Annotated in this window: 15 protein-coding genes; 7 read left to right on the top strand and 8 right to left on the bottom strand. The window is 72.3% G+C overall.

The features are described 5' to 3' along the window. Positions 1 to 149: 149 nt before the first annotated feature. Positions 150 to 1,034 (bottom strand): universal stress protein, encoded by an 885-nt coding sequence (locus tag QBL25_RS39400; protein ID WP_409061761.1) that lies wholly within the window; start codon positions 1,032 to 1,034, stop codon positions 150 to 152. Between the two features lie 422 nt (positions 1,035 to 1,456). Here QBL25_RS39400 and QBL25_RS39395 point away from each other — a divergent pair, with 422 nt between their 5' ends. Genes QBL25_RS39395 through QBL25_RS39385 form a run of 3 tightly spaced genes read left to right on the top strand, consistent with a single transcriptional unit; the run spans position 1,457 to position 4,178 of the window. Continuing rightward, positions 1,457 to 2,638 carry an FAD-dependent monooxygenase gene (locus tag QBL25_RS39395; protein ID WP_409061760.1) on the top strand — a complete coding sequence of 394 codons (1,182 nt, stop codon included), beginning with the start codon at positions 1,457 to 1,459 and terminating at the stop codon, positions 2,636 to 2,638. Beyond that, positions 2,638 to 4,071, top strand: a complete 1,434-nt coding sequence (locus tag QBL25_RS39390) for a hypothetical protein (RefSeq protein ID WP_409061759.1) — start codon at positions 2,638 to 2,640, stop codon at positions 4,069 to 4,071. The genes QBL25_RS39395 and QBL25_RS39390 overlap by 1 nt, the downstream gene beginning before the upstream one ends. Beyond that, on the top strand, positions 4,041 to 4,178 hold the full coding sequence (locus tag QBL25_RS39385; protein WP_409061758.1) for a hypothetical protein: 138 nt from the start codon (positions 4,041 to 4,043) through the stop codon (positions 4,176 to 4,178). Before QBL25_RS39390 ends, QBL25_RS39385 begins: the two co-directional genes overlap by 31 nt. Before the next feature lie 8 nt (positions 4,179 to 4,186). Here the strand turns inward: QBL25_RS39385 and QBL25_RS39380 are convergent, their stop codons facing one another. Beyond that, on the bottom strand, positions 4,187 to 4,531 hold the full coding sequence (locus tag QBL25_RS39380) for a VOC family protein (RefSeq protein ID WP_409061757.1): 345 nt from the start codon (positions 4,529 to 4,531) through the stop codon (positions 4,187 to 4,189). Positions 4,532 to 4,658: 127 nt separating this feature from the next. On the opposite strand from QBL25_RS39380, the gene QBL25_RS39375 reads away from it, so the two are divergent. Further along, entirely contained in the window at positions 4,659 to 5,513 is an 855-nt protein-coding gene (locus QBL25_RS39375) for an alpha/beta fold hydrolase (protein WP_409061756.1), read from the top strand. A gap of 78 nt (positions 5,514 to 5,591) precedes the next feature. On the opposite strand, the gene QBL25_RS39370 is transcribed toward QBL25_RS39375, so the two are convergent. Together QBL25_RS39370 and ppk2 are read right to left on the bottom strand one after the other, a co-directional pair. After that, positions 5,592 to 6,356 carry a PIG-L family deacetylase gene (locus QBL25_RS39370; protein ID WP_409062939.1) on the bottom strand — a complete coding sequence of 255 codons (765 nt, stop codon included), beginning with the start codon at positions 6,354 to 6,356 and terminating at the stop codon, positions 5,592 to 5,594. 75 nt (positions 6,357 to 6,431) lie between these two features. Further along, on the bottom strand, positions 6,432 to 7,433 hold the full coding sequence (ppk2, locus tag QBL25_RS39365; RefSeq protein ID WP_409061755.1) for a polyphosphate kinase 2: 1,002 nt from the start codon (positions 7,431 to 7,433) through the stop codon (positions 6,432 to 6,434). A gap of 276 nt (positions 7,434 to 7,709) precedes the next feature. Between ppk2 and QBL25_RS39360 the strand changes: the two genes are divergently transcribed. Continuing rightward, entirely contained in the window at positions 7,710 to 7,967 is a 258-nt protein-coding gene (locus QBL25_RS39360; protein WP_409061754.1) for a hypothetical protein, read from the top strand. Between the two features lie 34 nt (positions 7,968 to 8,001). Here the strand turns inward: QBL25_RS39360 and QBL25_RS39355 are convergent, their stop codons facing one another. Continuing rightward, positions 8,002 to 8,796, bottom strand: a complete 795-nt coding sequence (locus QBL25_RS39355; RefSeq protein WP_409061753.1) for a TioE family transcriptional regulator — start codon at positions 8,794 to 8,796, stop codon at positions 8,002 to 8,004. Between the two features lie 58 nt (positions 8,797 to 8,854). On the opposite strand from QBL25_RS39355, the gene QBL25_RS39350 reads away from it, so the two are divergent. Next, complete coding sequence (locus tag QBL25_RS39350) at positions 8,855 to 10,105, top strand: erythromycin esterase family protein (protein ID WP_409061752.1); 1,251 nt, start codon at positions 8,855 to 8,857, stop codon at positions 10,103 to 10,105. Here the strand turns inward: QBL25_RS39350 and fabG are convergent. Together fabG and QBL25_RS39340 are read right to left on the bottom strand one after the other, a co-directional pair. Further along, on the bottom strand, positions 10,099 to 10,803 hold the full coding sequence (gene fabG, locus QBL25_RS39345; RefSeq protein ID WP_409061751.1) for a 3-oxoacyl-ACP reductase FabG: 705 nt from the start codon (positions 10,801 to 10,803) through the stop codon (positions 10,099 to 10,101). The genes QBL25_RS39350 and fabG overlap by 7 nt on opposite strands. 105 nt (positions 10,804 to 10,908) lie before the next feature. Then, the gene (locus tag QBL25_RS39340; RefSeq protein ID WP_409061750.1) at positions 10,909 to 11,733 is read right to left on the bottom strand and encodes a helix-turn-helix domain-containing protein; all 825 of its coding nucleotides are present in this window, start codon (positions 11,731 to 11,733) and stop codon (positions 10,909 to 10,911) included. A gap of 162 nt (positions 11,734 to 11,895) precedes the next feature. On the opposite strand from QBL25_RS39340, the gene QBL25_RS39335 reads away from it, so the two are divergent. Continuing rightward, positions 11,896 to 12,834, top strand: a complete 939-nt coding sequence (locus QBL25_RS39335) for a helix-turn-helix domain-containing protein (protein WP_409061749.1) — start codon at positions 11,896 to 11,898, stop codon at positions 12,832 to 12,834. A 210-nt stretch (positions 12,835 to 13,044) separates the two neighbouring features. On the opposite strand, the gene QBL25_RS39330 is transcribed toward QBL25_RS39335, so the two are convergent. Continuing rightward, entirely contained in the window at positions 13,045 to 14,019 is a 975-nt protein-coding gene (locus tag QBL25_RS39330) for an MBL fold metallo-hydrolase (RefSeq protein WP_409061748.1), read from the bottom strand. Between the last annotated feature and the right edge of the window lie 63 nt (positions 14,020 to 14,082).

Here is a 14,082-nt window from a genome sequence, read left to right as displayed (position 1 = left end):
CCCAAGCAAGACGGATGTCCGCATCAGAGTCGCGGGAGGACCGCCCTCACTGCGTCGCTCGGGAGGGGTGACAGCGCCATCGAGCCGTGGGACGGGAAGCTGGGATCACCGGCTCCCCGCGGGGCGCGGGCGGCCGTGTCACGACGTGATCAATGGGTGTGCGGCACGACCGCCACGGGGCACTCCGCCGTGTGCAGCGCCTCGGCGCTGACGGACCCGAGCATCAGCCGGCGCAGCCCCGTACGCCCGTGCGAGCCGACGACCAGCAGGGACGCCCGCCGTGACGCCTCGGAGAGGACCGTGGCGGGGCGTACCTGCTCGACGTGCAGGTCGACCGGCACGTCCGGGAACCGGCTGCGGCGCGTGGCGGCTTCCTCCTCCAGGGCCCGTCGCGCCCGTGCGTTGAGGTCCTCGTAGTTGGGAGCCACCATGCCCGGCCCCGCGGGCATCTGACTCGGGTGGAAGGCACCGTGCACCATTTCGAGCCTTGCTCCCCGCAGGTGGGCCTCGGCATAGGCGAGATCCAGCGCCTCGTGCGCCACGTCACGGACGTCCACGCCGACCACGACCCGGTTCTCCGGGGTGGCCTTCCCCTGGGGCCTGACGACGACCACGGGGCAGGAGGAGTGGGTCGCCACCTGCCAGCTCACCGAGCCGAGCGGCAGACGGGGGAAGCCACCGCCGCCGCGGTGGCCGACGAACAGCCATCCCGCCTCGGCGGAGCGTTCCACGAGCACGGCCGCGGGCCGGCCCGCCACGGTCTCCGCCGTCACCGTCACGTCGGGAAACTCCGTCTCGACCAGCTCCACCAGCGGCTTCACGAGGGTCGCCACCGCCTCGGGCACCGGATTCGGCTCGCCGCCGCCCGCCACGGGCCCGTCCGACGGCGATCCCTCCGCGATGTGCAGGAGGCGCAGCGGACTGCCGTGCAGGGACGCGTGCCGAGCCGCTTGGCGCACGACGGCGGGCTGGTCGCCTCCTTGCTCGACCCCGACCAGGACGGGACGCCCTGTCTCCTTGCCGTGCTCTGACATGACTTCTCCTTGCAGATCGGTTCCAACGGGCCGATGGCCGTTCGCCCTGCCCGGGGTACCCCGCGCGCCGGGGATGAATCAGCCGCAAAGCCCCATCCGTCACTCCGCCCGTCAGCCCGAGCCCGGCAGCGCAAGCACGAAGAGCAGCACAAGGCGGAACACATCGGACAGTATCCCCGTCCGCCCCACGGCCCGCCCTCTCGCCGCATCACCCGCCCTGCCCTCGCACGAGCCACGCGACCAGCCTTCTGACCGGGCGCCGGACGGCGGGACGGACCGTCTCACAGCACGTTGACAGCCCCCTGTCGACATGTTGCTATAAGGCGCTGCTCAGCCGGACTTGCGCACGTCGCACGCCGCTCCGGGCACCGGATCGACGGCCACTTGACCGGGGTGGCACCCCGAACCCAGAGCGAGGAACCATGCCGCAGCGCGCCGCGACCATCGTCGGCGGCGGGATCGGCGGCCTCGCGGCGGCCATCGCCCTGCACCGCCGAGGCTGGCGCGTCGAAGTACTGGAGCGCGCCCCGCAGTTCACCGAGATCGGCGCCGGGATCTCCCTGTGGCCGAACGCGCTGCGCGCGCTGGAGGCGCTTGGCCTGGCCGACACCGTCCGGGCCCTGGGCGCCGTGGAGGCCGCGGGCGGCGTACGCGACCGGCGGGGGCGCCGGCTGTCGCGCACGGACAACGCGGAGCTGACCCGCCGCTTCGGCCATCCCCTGCTGGTGCTGCACCGGGCGGACTTGTTGCGCGCGCTCCACGCGGCGCTGCCCCCCGACAGCCTCCGGTCGGACCACGAGGTGTCCGTGGTGCGCGACGACGCCAACGGCCTGGTCGTCGAGGGCCCCGGCGGCACGTCCCGGCCCGACCTCGTGATCGGCGCCGACGGGCTGCGCAGCGTGGTCCGCGGTGCGCTGTGGCCCGGCGCGGCAGGCCCCCGGTACGCCGGATACACCGCCTGGCGCATGGTCACCGACCCGCTGGCCGAGCCGCCCGCCGAGGGCGCGGCCACCTGGGGTCGCGGGGAACGGTTCGGCCACACCGCGCTGCCGGGCGGGCGCGTGTACTGCTTCGCGACCGCCTCGCTGCCCGCGGGCACGCCCCCTGGCGTATCCGAACACGCCGAGCTGCTGCGCCGGTTCGGCTCCTGGCCCGACCCCGTCCCCGCCCTCCTGGCCGCCGTCCCCGCGCACGCGGTGCTGCGGCACGACCTGTACGACCTGCCGCCGCTGCCCTCCTTCGTACGCGGCCGGGTCGCGCTGCTCGGTGACGCGGCCCATGCCATGACCCCCAACCTGGGGCAGGGCGCCTGCCAGGCCCTGGAGGACGCGGTCGCCCTGGCCCACTGCCTTGACGCCACCGCGGACCTGGCCGCCGCACTGCGCTCGTACGACGCGCTGCGCCGCCCGCGCACCCAGGACATCACCCGCCGCTCGGCCCGCCTCGGCCAGGTGGGTCAGCTGGCGTGGCCGCCCGCCGTGCTGCTGCGGGACACGGCCGCCCGCCTGATGCCGGCCAGAGCGACGCTGCGCGCCATGACGCCGGTCCTCGGCTGGACCGCACCCGGGGACCAGGGGTCCGCGACGGAGAACGAGAGCCGCTGATGCCGGACTGGACCTATCACCCCCTGCGCGGCGCGGCCGCCGCCGTCCTGGGCCCGCGCCGCTCCCAGCTGACCGCCCTGCGGATGCTGGCGTCGATCGGCTCCCGTCCCGCGGGCGCCCGCCTGATCGCCCGGGGGTTCGGCCACCGCCATCCGCCCGAGCACCTCGCCGGGGAGGCGGCCGGTGCGCCGGTGGCCGTACGCCTCGGCATATCCGTCCCGCCCTCGCTCGCCCGCGCGACGGTCCGGGCCATGCCACCGCTGGGCGCCGGCGTCGTCGAGATATCTCCCGTCACGGCGGCCGACGTGCCGACCGTGCGCGAGGCCGCCCTGGGCCGTTCGATCCCCGTGATCGTCCGCACCGCCGACCCGGAGGCCGAAGCCGCCCTCAGGCCCTACGTCGACGGGTTCACCCGCGGCGACGACCCGCACCTGATCCGGGTGTCCGCACCGTCGGTCGCCGCCGCCGCGACCGCGCTCGACGATCCGGACACCGTCGTGCTCGCCCGCCCGGCGGTGCTCGTGGCCGCAGGACCCGGCTGGTTCGCCCGGGTCGTCGAAGCCGTCACGCCCACCGCGCCCGCTCCGGCGCTGCGCGACCTGGCCCGCGATCCCCGCCGCTGGCCCGCCTGGTGCTGGGCCCTGCTCGTCGGCCTCGGCATGACGGGCGCCGGACTCGGCGCCGCGGCGATCACGCTCGGCCCGGTGCTCCTCTGGTACGACCGCGACTACCTCGGCATGACGCTGCACGAACTGCACGCCGCCAACCACCACCTCGTGCACTTCCTCCAGCACGACCGGATCACCATGGCCGGCACGATGGTGTCCATCGGCGCCCTGTACACCGGCCTCGCGGTGGGCGGCATCCGGCGCGGCTGGCCCTGGGCCCGCGAGGTGTATCTGCTCTCGGGGGCCGTCGGCTTCCCCACCCTGTTCTACTTCCTGGCCACCGGCTTCGTGGAACCTCTGCACACGGCCACCGCCCTCGCGCTGTTCCCGATGTTCGTCGCGGCCGTACGCCGCGCCCCGCGCACACCGCGGTGGAGTGCGGTGCCCGAGGGACCGGAACCGGAGCGCAGGCGGGCCCTGGTCGGGCAGCTCCTGATGATCCTCACGGGGACGGGACTGTTCGCGGGCGGGGCGGTGATCTCGGTGGTCGGTCTGACCGATGTCTTCGTCCCGACCGATCTGACCTTCCTGGGCGCCGACGCCCACTCCCTGGAGGCCGTGAATCCGCGGCTCGTGCCGTTCCTCGCCCATGACCGGGCCGGGTTCGGCGGGGCCCTGATGTCCGCCGCGGTGGCGATCGTGCTCCTCAGCGCCTGGGCTGGCGGCGGGGCGAGGCGTGGGTGTTCTGGACGCTGGCCGCGGCGGCCGCCGCGGGCTTCTTGCCGGCCGTCGTGGTGCACGGCACGATCCACTACACCGACCTGATCCATCTCTCGCCGGTCTACTTCGGCATCGTCCTGACCGGCGTCGCCCTGTTCCTCTCGCGTCCCTACCTGTGCGCCACGACCCCGGCGGCGCGTGCACGCCGCTGAGCTCCCGGTCAGGAGGTCGGTCCGCCGCCGATGCCGATCTCGTTGCCGTCCGGGTCACGGAAGGTCGCCTTGCGAACGCCGTTGGCGTAGGTCTCGCGGGTGTCCGGCTTCAGGCCCCGCTCGGCGATCTGTGCGACGCGGGTGTCGAAGTCCCCGACGAAGAAGGTGTGCAGGGCGTGCCCGGCGTGCTCGGGCCGCACCTCGATGAACACATACCGGTGCTCGGCGAGCTCCCAGACCGCCTCGATGTCATTGGGCAGGAAGGACGGCGGCCCGCCGAGCAGTCGCTCGTACCAGGCCACCGCGGTGGTGTAGTCGCGGACAGGAATGCCCGCGAACAGATCTACGGTCATGAGGCCATGCTAGGCATGCCCACGTCGGATCGGCCCCCTCGCGCACGTGACACCCATGGCGGCGCACGCGGGGCCCAGCGCTTGTACGGCGCTTGATCCGAAGATCGTTTCGTTGGAGGCTACGGACATGCCAAACCAGCCGACCTTCATATTCGTCCACGGCGCCTTCGCCAACTCGTTCTCGTTCGCCCCGCTGCAAGCCGAACTCGGCCTGCTCGGACAGCGCTCGATCGCGGTCGACCTCCCGGGCCACGGTTTCGACGCGACCTATGCCGCGGCCTATCAGGCCCCGCAGGACCTGGAGGCGCTCGCCGCGGAACCCGGACGCATCAAGGGCGTCACGCTCGCCGACAACGCCGCCCATGTGATCGAGGTTCTCGAGAGAGCGAAACGGAACGGGCCGACCATCCTGGTCGGCCACAGCAGAGGCGGCGCCACCATCACCGCGGTCGGCAACGCCCGCCCCGACCTGATCGACCGCATCGTCTACGTCTCCGCCTGGTGTCCCGTCACCCTGGACGTCGGCGACTACTACGCCCAGCCGGAGATGGCGGAGGTCGACCCGGGCACCTTCGCCGCGGCACTCGTCGGTAACCCCGCCGAGCTCGGCCTGCTCCGGGTCAACTTCCGCACCGCCGACCCGCACACGCTCGCCGCGATGAAGCAGGCCTTCGCCGCCGACCTCACCGACGACGAGTTCCGGACCTTCCTGAACACCTTCCAGCCCGACGAGAACCTCGACGTCGGCACCTCCGCCGACCGGACGCAGGCCACGACCTGGGGCCGCGTCCCCAAGAGCTATGTGCGCCTGACCGACGACACCAGCATCCCGCTCGCCATGCAGGACCGCATGATCCGCGAGGCCGACGCGCTCACCCCCGACAACCCCTTCGACGTCGCCACCCTTGAGGGCAGCCACCTGCGCTGGCTCGTCCACCCCAAGCCCGCCGCCCAGCTGCTCGCGGACCTCGCGGCCCGCTGACGGCCTCCGCGTCGCCGGCACGGTACGCGACAGGGCCCGGAGCGGCCGACGCGCCGACCGCTCCGGGCCCTGCCCCGCTCAGGCCGTCAACTCCGGCTGAACCGCCCTCGCCGTCCCGGCGGTTGCGGGGTCGTGGCGGATGAACCACTCGGTGGCGAGCAGCTTCTCCCGGTCGGACGCCGCAAGGCCCGCGATCAGCCCCGGGAGGGCTCCCCGCTCCACCTCCGTCCGGTGGGCGAGCACGGCGGCGATTTTCTGACCCAGCCAGGGCCCGACGTCGACGGCCGCGCTCACCCATGCGTCCGGAACGCTGTACATGGCCTTGCCGCCCTTGCCCGTCGCGGCCAGGTGACCGCCCCACGCCCGTACGGCCGAGTGCGGATGCGTGGCCGCGTACAAGGCGCGCGGCTGCCAGGGCTCACCGGCGTCGGGGTAGAGGCGCTCAAGTCCCGCCGCCTGGAACGCGAGCAGGGTCACCCGGTGCGTGTGGACGTGGTCCGGGTGGCCCGAAAGACCGCCGTAGGCGTCATGGGTCAGGACGATCTCAGGGCGGAACTCCCGCAGCTGCGCGACCAGTTCACGCACCGCCGCGTCCAGGGGCGCGTCGCAGAACCGCGCGGCTCCCGGCGCGGACCGCGGTACGCGCGCGTCGGCGTAGCCGAGCATCCGCGGCCGGCCGGCGCCGAGGATCTGGAGGGCCTGGGCCAGCTCGGTGGCGCGTCGGGTGTCCGGCGCCCAGGTCGCCGTGACGACCGCGGTGCGGGCGCCCGCGCCCGCGTGCCGGGCGAGGACTCCGCCCGCGGCGAGGGACTCGTCGTCCGGATGGGCGAAGACGGCGAGCATGCTCGGCACGGGAGCGGGGGCGGGGGCGGAGCCGGGGGCAGGGACGGACACGGGTTGCGGCCTTCCGGATCGAGGTCAGCGGCCGGGAACGGGCTCCCGCGGGTGCTGGCCCGGCCCCTCGCCGTTCTCGGCGAGCCGGCTGGGCGACAGGTCCGTGGGATCCTCGTCCGCCTCCAGGAGCGTGTCGGCCGGGCCGATGATGAGCGGGTCCGCCTCCCCCACCGCGTCTTTGTCCATCGATTCGTAGTCGACGCGCAGCAGCAGGTGCCGGATGGCTTCGAGCCGCCCGCGGCGCTTGTCGTTGAACTTGATCACCGACCACGGGGCGTGCACGGTGTCCGTGGCGCGGAACATCTCCACCTTGGCGTGGGTATAGGCGTCCCACAGGTCCAGCGAGGCCAGGTCCGTGGGGGAGAGTTTCCACTGGCGCACGGGATCCACCTGGCGGATCGCGAACCGCGTGCGCTGCTCGGCCCGGGAGACGGAGAACCAGAACTTGACCAGCACGATGCCGTCATCGGTGATCATTTTCTCGAACAGCGGGGCCTGCTGGAGGAACTCCTTGTGCTGCTGCGGGGTGCAGAAGCCCATGACGGGCTCGACGCCGGCCCGGTTGTACCAGGAGCGGTCGAAGAAGACGATCTCCCCTGCGGACGGCAGCTGCGCGACATAGCGCTGGAAATACCACTGGCCCGCCTCCCGCTCGGTGGGCTTGTCCAGCGCGACGACACGGGCCCCTCGGGGGTTGAGGCGCTCGGTGAAACGTTTGATCGTGCCGCCCTTGCCCGCCGCGTCCCGTCCCTCGCACAGCACCACGACCCGCTGGCCCTGGTCCCGTACCGACTTCTGCAGCTTCAGGAGCTCGATCTGGAGGATCCGCTTCTGGCGCTCGTACTCCTTGCGCCTCAGCTTCACCGAGTAGGGATAGTTCTCCTGCCAGGTCCGCAGCGGCTCTCCCTCCGCGTCGAGCAGCACCGGGCGCTCCGGGCGAGCCTCGTCCACGGACAGCCCGTCCAGCAGACGCTCTCCGTCCTTCTCCGCGTCCTTGCCTTTCGACGCCACACCGTCTCCTCTCATCGACGTGTGCCACCTTTCTGCCCGCATCGATCAATACTCCGCAGATATCGCCATATACCCCGGAGGCCTCACCTCACCCACCATCCGGCCTCGCGGCGACAGGGGCACGCCCGGCGTCCGTCGGGCCCGGCGGTGAGGCTCCGGAGGCGCGGGTACCCGCCGTCGCACCCCACGAACAGGCACGTCCACGCGCCACCACCGATCGGAGCCCCCCGGCTGGAGGCCGGCGGACACCTGGGACGTACCGGTGGGCCGACTCGGGAAGGTCCGGAGCCGATGCGCGGAGCCGTCGGCAGCATGCCGCGCGAGGTGGAGGCGCACCACACCGACCTGGCCACCGGGCACCGCCCGGACCGGTGGCCCGCCCTCTTCACCGCCCGCGAACCGGAGACGACCGTCGCCAGGCTGCGCACCGATCCCCATACCCCGACCATGACGCTGTGCGCCGAGGAGGACCAGACCCCGCGGGCGGTCGGCAGCGGCCGCGGCCCGGGGCCGCGGGTGAACGGTCCATGGACGTCTACCTCGCCCTGACGCACCTCGGCCCGACGCGCGCCGCCGCCACGCTTCACCCGCCCGGCAGGCGAGAACGTACGCCGCGACGCTTCACGCCCGGCAGGCGAGAACGTACGCCGAGGTAGGCATCCAGTTCGGCGGCGCCCGTCAGCAAGGAGCGGCCTCGGGCGGTCAAGCGGGTGCGCCAGTCGCCCAGTGCGCCCTCCAGAGGGGCCAGGCCTCCGGCCGTGCGGACCTGGGCGATCAGGGGGGCGATCTGCTCCAGCAGGTAGCCGCCGCGCCTGAGTTGGTGCACCAGCCGGGCGTCCCGCACGTCGGCCGAGTCGTAGACGCGGTAGCCGGTGTGCGGGTCCCTGCGGGGGTGCACCAGGCCGGCCGTCTCCCATGTGCGCAGGGTCGCGGGGCGGATCCCCAGCGTCGCGGCCAGCGGGCCGACGAAGACGAGCCGGTCGGCGGCCCCGGGGCCCGGCCCGGACCCCGCACCGGGGGCCGGCGTGCTGTCCAGGTCGCGCAGCGCCCTCTCCACGGCCTGGAGGGTGCGCCGGTCCTCCAGGAGCTGGACATGACTCTCGTCGATGAGGCGGAACGCCTCGTCGACCGCGCCCTCGTTGACCGCCCTCATGACCGCCGCCGCGGCCTGGTGGCCATGGCCGGGCACCAGGGCAAGGAACGCGCGCAGGGCCCGCGCGTGCAGCGTGGCGTAGGCGCGGTAGCCGTGCGGGGTGCGCTCCGCGGCCGGGAGGATGCCGGCCTCCTCGTAGTTCCTGACCGCCTGCGTCGACAGACCGTGCTCGCGCGCCAGATCCACCGGCCTGAGCCGCTCCCCGCTTTGAAGCTTTTGACCCATTGACCCGCCAAAATCGCAGACAAGTTTCCACCGAAGCTTGAACGATAGCGTTGAAGGCATGCTTCTTCCCATCACGGACACCGCCCATGCCGTCGACGCGACCGCCGTCATGAAGCTCCTCGCGGGCCGGCCGCGGCTGCTCGCCCTGGGCGAGCCCACCCATGGCGAGGACACGCTGCTGGACCTGCGCAACGAGCTCTTCCGGCAGCTGGCCGAGCAAGAGGGCTACCGGACCATCGCGATCGAGAGCGACTGCCTGCGGGGCCTGCTCGTGGACGACTACGTCACCGCGGGCACGGGCACCCTCGACGAGGCCATGGAGCAGGGCTTCAGCCACCCCGATCTCGGGCTGGGCACCTCCGCGGCCAATCGCGAACTCGTGCGCTGGATAAGGGCGTTCAACGACCGCCGCCCGGCATCCGACCACATCCGCTTCGCCGGTTTCGACGGCCCCCTGGAGATCACGCACGCCGCCAGCCCCCGCCACGCCCTCACCGCACTCCACGGCTACCTCGCGGCCCAGGTCGACGCAGGCCTGCTGCCCTGCACCACAGAGACCCTCGACCAGCTGCTCGGCGCCGACGGCCGATGGACCGAACCCGCCGCGATGACGGACCCCGCCCGGTCGGTGGGGCAGTCGGCCGACGCGCGGCAGCTGCGCCTGCTCGCCGACGACCTCGTGGCCCTGCTCGACGCGCAGACCCCGCACCTGCTCACGGCGACCTCACGGGACGCCTGGGACCGGGCGCGCCTGTACGGACGTACCGCCACCGGCCTGCTGCGCTACCACCACTGGATGGCCGACACCTCGCCGAGCCGCATGGCGCGCCTCGTGGGCCTGCGGGACCAGATGATGGCCGACAACCTCCTCGCCCTCGCCGAGCGGGGCCCGGCCTTCGTCCACGCCCACAACAGCCACCTTCAGCGCGAGAAGAGCTCGATGCGCCTGTGGGACCAGCCGCTCGTCGAGTGGTGGAGCGCCGGCGCGCTCGTCGGGGCCCGCCTGGGCAAGGAGTACGCCTTCCTGGCCACGGCTCTGGGCACGCTCCGGCACCGGGGAGTGAGCGCCCCGCCGCCGGACACCGTCGAAGGACTTCTGCACGCGCTCCCGGAGGACCGCTGCCTCGTCGACGCTCCGCTGCTGGCCTCCGCCCTGGGTGACACACGGGTCGCGCCCCGCACCTCCCCGTGGTTCGGCTATGCCCCGCTCGACCCGGCCCACCTGCCCGCCACCGACGGGCTGGTGTTCCTCAAGGACGTACCGCGGGACGGTACGCCGGACGCCTCGCAGGGCTGCGGACCTCAGTGACCCATGCCTCCCCCGCCGTCCACGGGGATGACCGCACCGGTGATGTAACTGGCGGCGGGCGAGGCGAGGAAGGCGATGGTCGCGGCGATCTCCTCGGGGCGGGCCAGGCGGCCCAGGGGTATCTGCCGGACCAGGCTCTCGCGCTGCTCGTCGGTGAGGCTCTCGATCATCTGCGTCTCGGTGAGACCGGGGGCCACGACGTTGAAGGTGATGTTGCGGGAGCCGAGTTCGCGCGCCATGGAGCGCGCGAAGCCGACGAGGCCGGCCTTGGAGGCGGCGTAGTTGGCCTGGCCGCTCTCCCCGCGCAGGGCCACCGCCGAGGAGACCAGGACGACGCGCCCGAACTTGGCCCGCAGCATCGCCCTGGTGGCCTGCTTGACCACGCGGTAGGTGCCGGTGAGGTTGGTGTCGACGACCGACGTGAAGTCCTCTTCGCTCATGCGCATGAGGAGCTGGTCCTTGGTGATGCCCGCGGAGCACACCAGCACCTCCACCGGACCGTGTTCGTTGGCCGCCTCCTTGAACGCGGCCTCGACCTGATCGGTGTCGGTGACGTCGCACCGGATGGCCAGCAGCCCCTCGGGCGGCTCACCGGTGCGGTAGGTGACGGCGACGCGGTCGCCCGCCGCTTGCAGGGCGCGGGCCGTGGCCAGGCCGATGCCGCGGTTGCCGCCGGTGATCAGGACGGAGCGGGTCACGAAGGAGCCTTTCTCGAAGTGCCGCAGAGCGGTGGGGGATGGCGGGTGTGGGGTGTGGGGTGTGGGGTGTGGGGTGGCTAGCGGGGCGGTGAAGGCCGCAGAGCGTCAAAGAGCGGGCGCGGAGACGCCCGAGCGCGTCAGTTGACGGCTGATCATGGCGGCGGCGTCCATCACCGCCCAGATGAAACGGTTGCGGACGGTGGGGCTGCGCACCTGGCTGTGGGTCGCCAGCAGGCTCACCGCGCCGGCCACCGTCGAGCCGCGCCAGAGGGGTGCGGCGATGGCGTCCTTGCCGAGCAGGAGGGAGGGGCCCACGGCGTATCCGTCCTGGCGGATGCGTGCGAGCTGCGGCCGTGTCGCCGCGACGTCCCCGAGGCAGGCCTGGATCGCCCATCCCGGGGGATCCGCGTCGAGCGGAGCCCGCCACAAGGACTCGAGCACCTCGTGCGGGGTGGCGTGCAGTTGCCCTGCGTGGGCACCAAGGGCCTGTTCGGCGCGGATGCGCATCGGGGTGCCGATCAGGAGCGGGACGTACGCCAGAGCGATATGGCCGGTGCGTGACTGTAGTGTGATCAGTTCGGCGCGAAGAGTAGCCGATCCCGTGCCGGTTGGTGGACCGGACGAGTCCGAGAAGGAGCCGGAGAACAGATGCGGTGCCTCTACGAGGGAGTAGTGGCCGCGCGGTCCTTGTCGCTGTACGGCCCCTTCGCCGACCAGCGCCTGGACATAGCGGTGGACGGTGGGCGCCGGCAGGCCCGCGCGCGTGGCGACGTCGGTCAACGGATGTGCTCCGGGGCCGAGTTGATGCAGGGCCCGCAGCACCGCGAGCGTGCGCCCCACGGAGCCGCCCCTGGACTCCGAGGGGATGGCGGCGGCAGGCGTCTGCAACGCGAACTCCCCCTTGCAGTTGTGGACCGCCGCGTCTGCCACAACACGGTGGGGCCCGAAGGGCCATTGTCGCTGCCGCCCCACGTGCACCACCAGGATCAGTTTTTTCCTGTCGGTGAATTTCCTGTCGGTGAATTTCAGGAAGGTGCTCTTCCGGTATATGAGGCGGGTCCGGACGGACACCGGCTCGAGAAGGGGTGAAAGGTGGACAACAAAGCGGCTTTGCGGCAACTGCTGCAGTGGAAGCGGAAACAGCTGGATCCCTCGACCCTCGGCTGGCCCCCGCGCACCGGCCGCGGCCGCCGCTCCCCCGGCCTCTCGCAGGCACAGGTCGGACAGCTCCTCTACGTCTCGGAGCGGACCTACGCCCAGCTGGAGCGCGGGGAAATGGCCTCGCCCTCACCGGAGTTCCTCGACCGGGTGTCGAAGGTCCTGCGGTTGCAGGAGCGGGAGCGCATAGCGCTCTACGTCTACTCCGTCGGCCATGAACCGCCCCACCCGCAGGATCCGCTGGCCGGCACGAACGTCCCGCCCGGCTGGAAGGTGGCGGTCGAGGGGATCAAGGGACAGCCCTGCTACGTCAACGACGTCGCCTGGAACGTCCTGGCCTGCAACGACGACTTCATCCAGATGTTCCCCCGCCGCCAGGACGCCACGTCAGAGGCCGTGCTGCCCGAACGCAACCTCATGCGCTACATGCTGTTGCGGGAGGACACCCGGGAGCACCACATGGTCAATTGGGAGAGCCAGTGGGCGATTCCGCTCACCGCCCAGTTGCGCACCGCGGTGGCCACCTATCCGGAGAACGCCGAACTCCAGGCCCTGGACCAGGAAGTCGACGCGGACCCGGTGGTGGGCCCCATCTACCGGACCCGGCACGTGGCCTACGTCCACCCCAACGGCGACACACGCAAGATGCGCTACAACGCGTACGGGGGCCCGGACGAAGCGGCGTACCTGGACCAGTGCTGCGCGCGGCACGCTCCCTCGCGGGTGGGTGACGTCACCATGTGCACCGCCATGCCGCTCGGCTCGCCCGGGGCGCGGTTCACGATGCTGGTGTTCCGGCCCGACCCCGCCCCCGCCCCTCTCGGGGGCGAGGCGGGAGTGACGGACGGGCAGCGCGTCTTTTCCGCTGAGTGAAATCACGGACCGGGCCGGTTCCGGGAGTTGGAACCGGGGCCGGCTTCCGGGCCTTGCGCGGTGCCCCCGCGCCGGCCGCCGCGGTTTCATGGACGCACCTTGTGCGCCGAACCCAGAGCGGGTGTGTGCGTTCGGGGGGCGGGAACGGTCGCCCCCGGCCGTGCCACGCATGGTCGGGAGCCGCCCCCGCGAAGGGGCGGCCGCAGTCCGTCAGGCGACGGGCAGTCGGGATTCCGTGCGCTGGTCGAAAGCCCACTGGGCGGCGCTGTGCGCGAGCTCGATGACACTGTGACCGGGGCTCGTGCCCTGAAGGTGGCTGTACTCAAGCGCTATGACGATCATGAGGCGCTCCGGGAGGCCGAGCTGCGGATAGAAGCCGCGGCGGACGATGTCGTCCATGGCCTCACGGGCCGACAGACCCCTCTCGAACCGCAGCCGGATCTCGCTCTGCATGGTGCGCAGGTAGTCGAGGTGCTCGCTCAGGTCGCCGGGCCCCTTGAGGCCGCCGTGCCCGGGGACGATGATCCGGGGCGCGAGGCCCAGGATGGTCTCGTTGGCGTCGATGACGCTCTGCAGCGGACCTGACCAGTGCGGAGGATGGTCCTCGGGGAAGAAGACGTCACCCGCGCAGACCACGTCGTCGACCCGGACGATCAGATCGCCCGCGTGGTGGGCGGGCCCGACCTCGATGAGCTCGACCTCCCTCTCGCCGACCGTGAAGGTGTGCCGCCCGCTGAAGGTGGACGTGGGCGGGGTCACGCGGGCCGAGAGGAAGTCGAAGACGCCGAAGTGGCGGCGGATGTACCAGCCCAGCGCCCCGTCGGAGGGCGTCTCGTTCAGCAGGCGGTGCATCTCCTGGGGCGTCGGCTCGTGCGCCAGGTGCTCGGCGCCGGTGCGGGTCGTGACGATGTCCGCTCCGGGGAACAGGTGGTTGCCCCAGCTGTGGTCGCCGTTGGCGTGGGTGTTGACCACGGTGGTCACCCGGCGGTTCCCGAGCACCGGGCGAGCAGCGCGGATCATCGCGTCGGTCAGCGGTCCGTCGTACGGGGTGTCGATGATCGCTGCTTCGTCGCCGGAAACGATCCAGAGGCAGTTGGCGTACCCCCAACTGCCGCCGCCGGAGGGCATCCACGCGTGGAGTCCGGGGGCGTTCGGGACGGGGGTGAGCTGGCTGGGGAGTTCCATCGGCGCATTCTCGCCGAAGATGACTCCGCGCGTCGTGTGGCGTGGGGCACACGACGCGCTCGT

Source organism: Streptomyces sp. SYP-A7185, assembly GCF_046103685.1.
Lineage (GTDB): Bacteria > Actinomycetota > Actinomycetes > Streptomycetales > Streptomycetaceae > Streptomyces.
The sequence above is the reverse complement of the archived record's forward strand: the minus strand, read 5'-3'. Positions and strand labels throughout refer to the sequence as shown.

Excerpts from the sequence above, each read along its gene's own strand:
- QBL25_RS39370 (WP_409062939.1), bottom strand. The coding sequence starts at position 6,356 with ATGCTCGCCGTCTTCGCCCATCCGGACGACGAGTCCCTCGCCGCGGGC.
- QBL25_RS39330 (WP_409061748.1), bottom strand. The coding sequence starts at position 14,019 with ATGGAACTCCCCAGCCAGCTCACCCCCGTCCCGAACGCCCCCGGACTC.
- QBL25_RS39355 (WP_409061753.1), bottom strand. The coding sequence starts at position 8,796 with ATGGGTCAAAAGCTTCAAAGCGGGGAGCGGCTCAGGCCGGTGGATCTG.
- QBL25_RS39360 (WP_409061754.1), top strand. The coding sequence starts at position 7,710 with ATGCGCGGAGCCGTCGGCAGCATGCCGCGCGAGGTGGAGGCGCACCAC.
- QBL25_RS39390 (WP_409061759.1), top strand. The coding sequence starts at position 2,638 with ATGCCGGACTGGACCTATCACCCCCTGCGCGGCGCGGCCGCCGCCGTC.
- ppk2 (WP_409061755.1), bottom strand. The coding sequence starts at position 7,433 with ATGAGAGGAGACGGTGTGGCGTCGAAAGGCAAGGACGCGGAGAAGGAC.
- QBL25_RS39375 (WP_409061756.1), top strand. The coding sequence starts at position 4,659 with ATGCCAAACCAGCCGACCTTCATATTCGTCCACGGCGCCTTCGCCAAC.
- QBL25_RS39395 (WP_409061760.1), top strand. The coding sequence starts at position 1,457 with ATGCCGCAGCGCGCCGCGACCATCGTCGGCGGCGGGATCGGCGGCCTC.
- QBL25_RS39350 (WP_409061752.1), top strand. The coding sequence starts at position 8,855 with ATGCTTCTTCCCATCACGGACACCGCCCATGCCGTCGACGCGACCGCC.
- QBL25_RS39380 (WP_409061757.1), bottom strand. The coding sequence starts at position 4,531 with ATGACCGTAGATCTGTTCGCGGGCATTCCTGTCCGCGACTACACCACC.
- QBL25_RS39400 (WP_409061761.1), bottom strand. The coding sequence starts at position 1,034 with ATGTCAGAGCACGGCAAGGAGACAGGGCGTCCCGTCCTGGTCGGGGTC.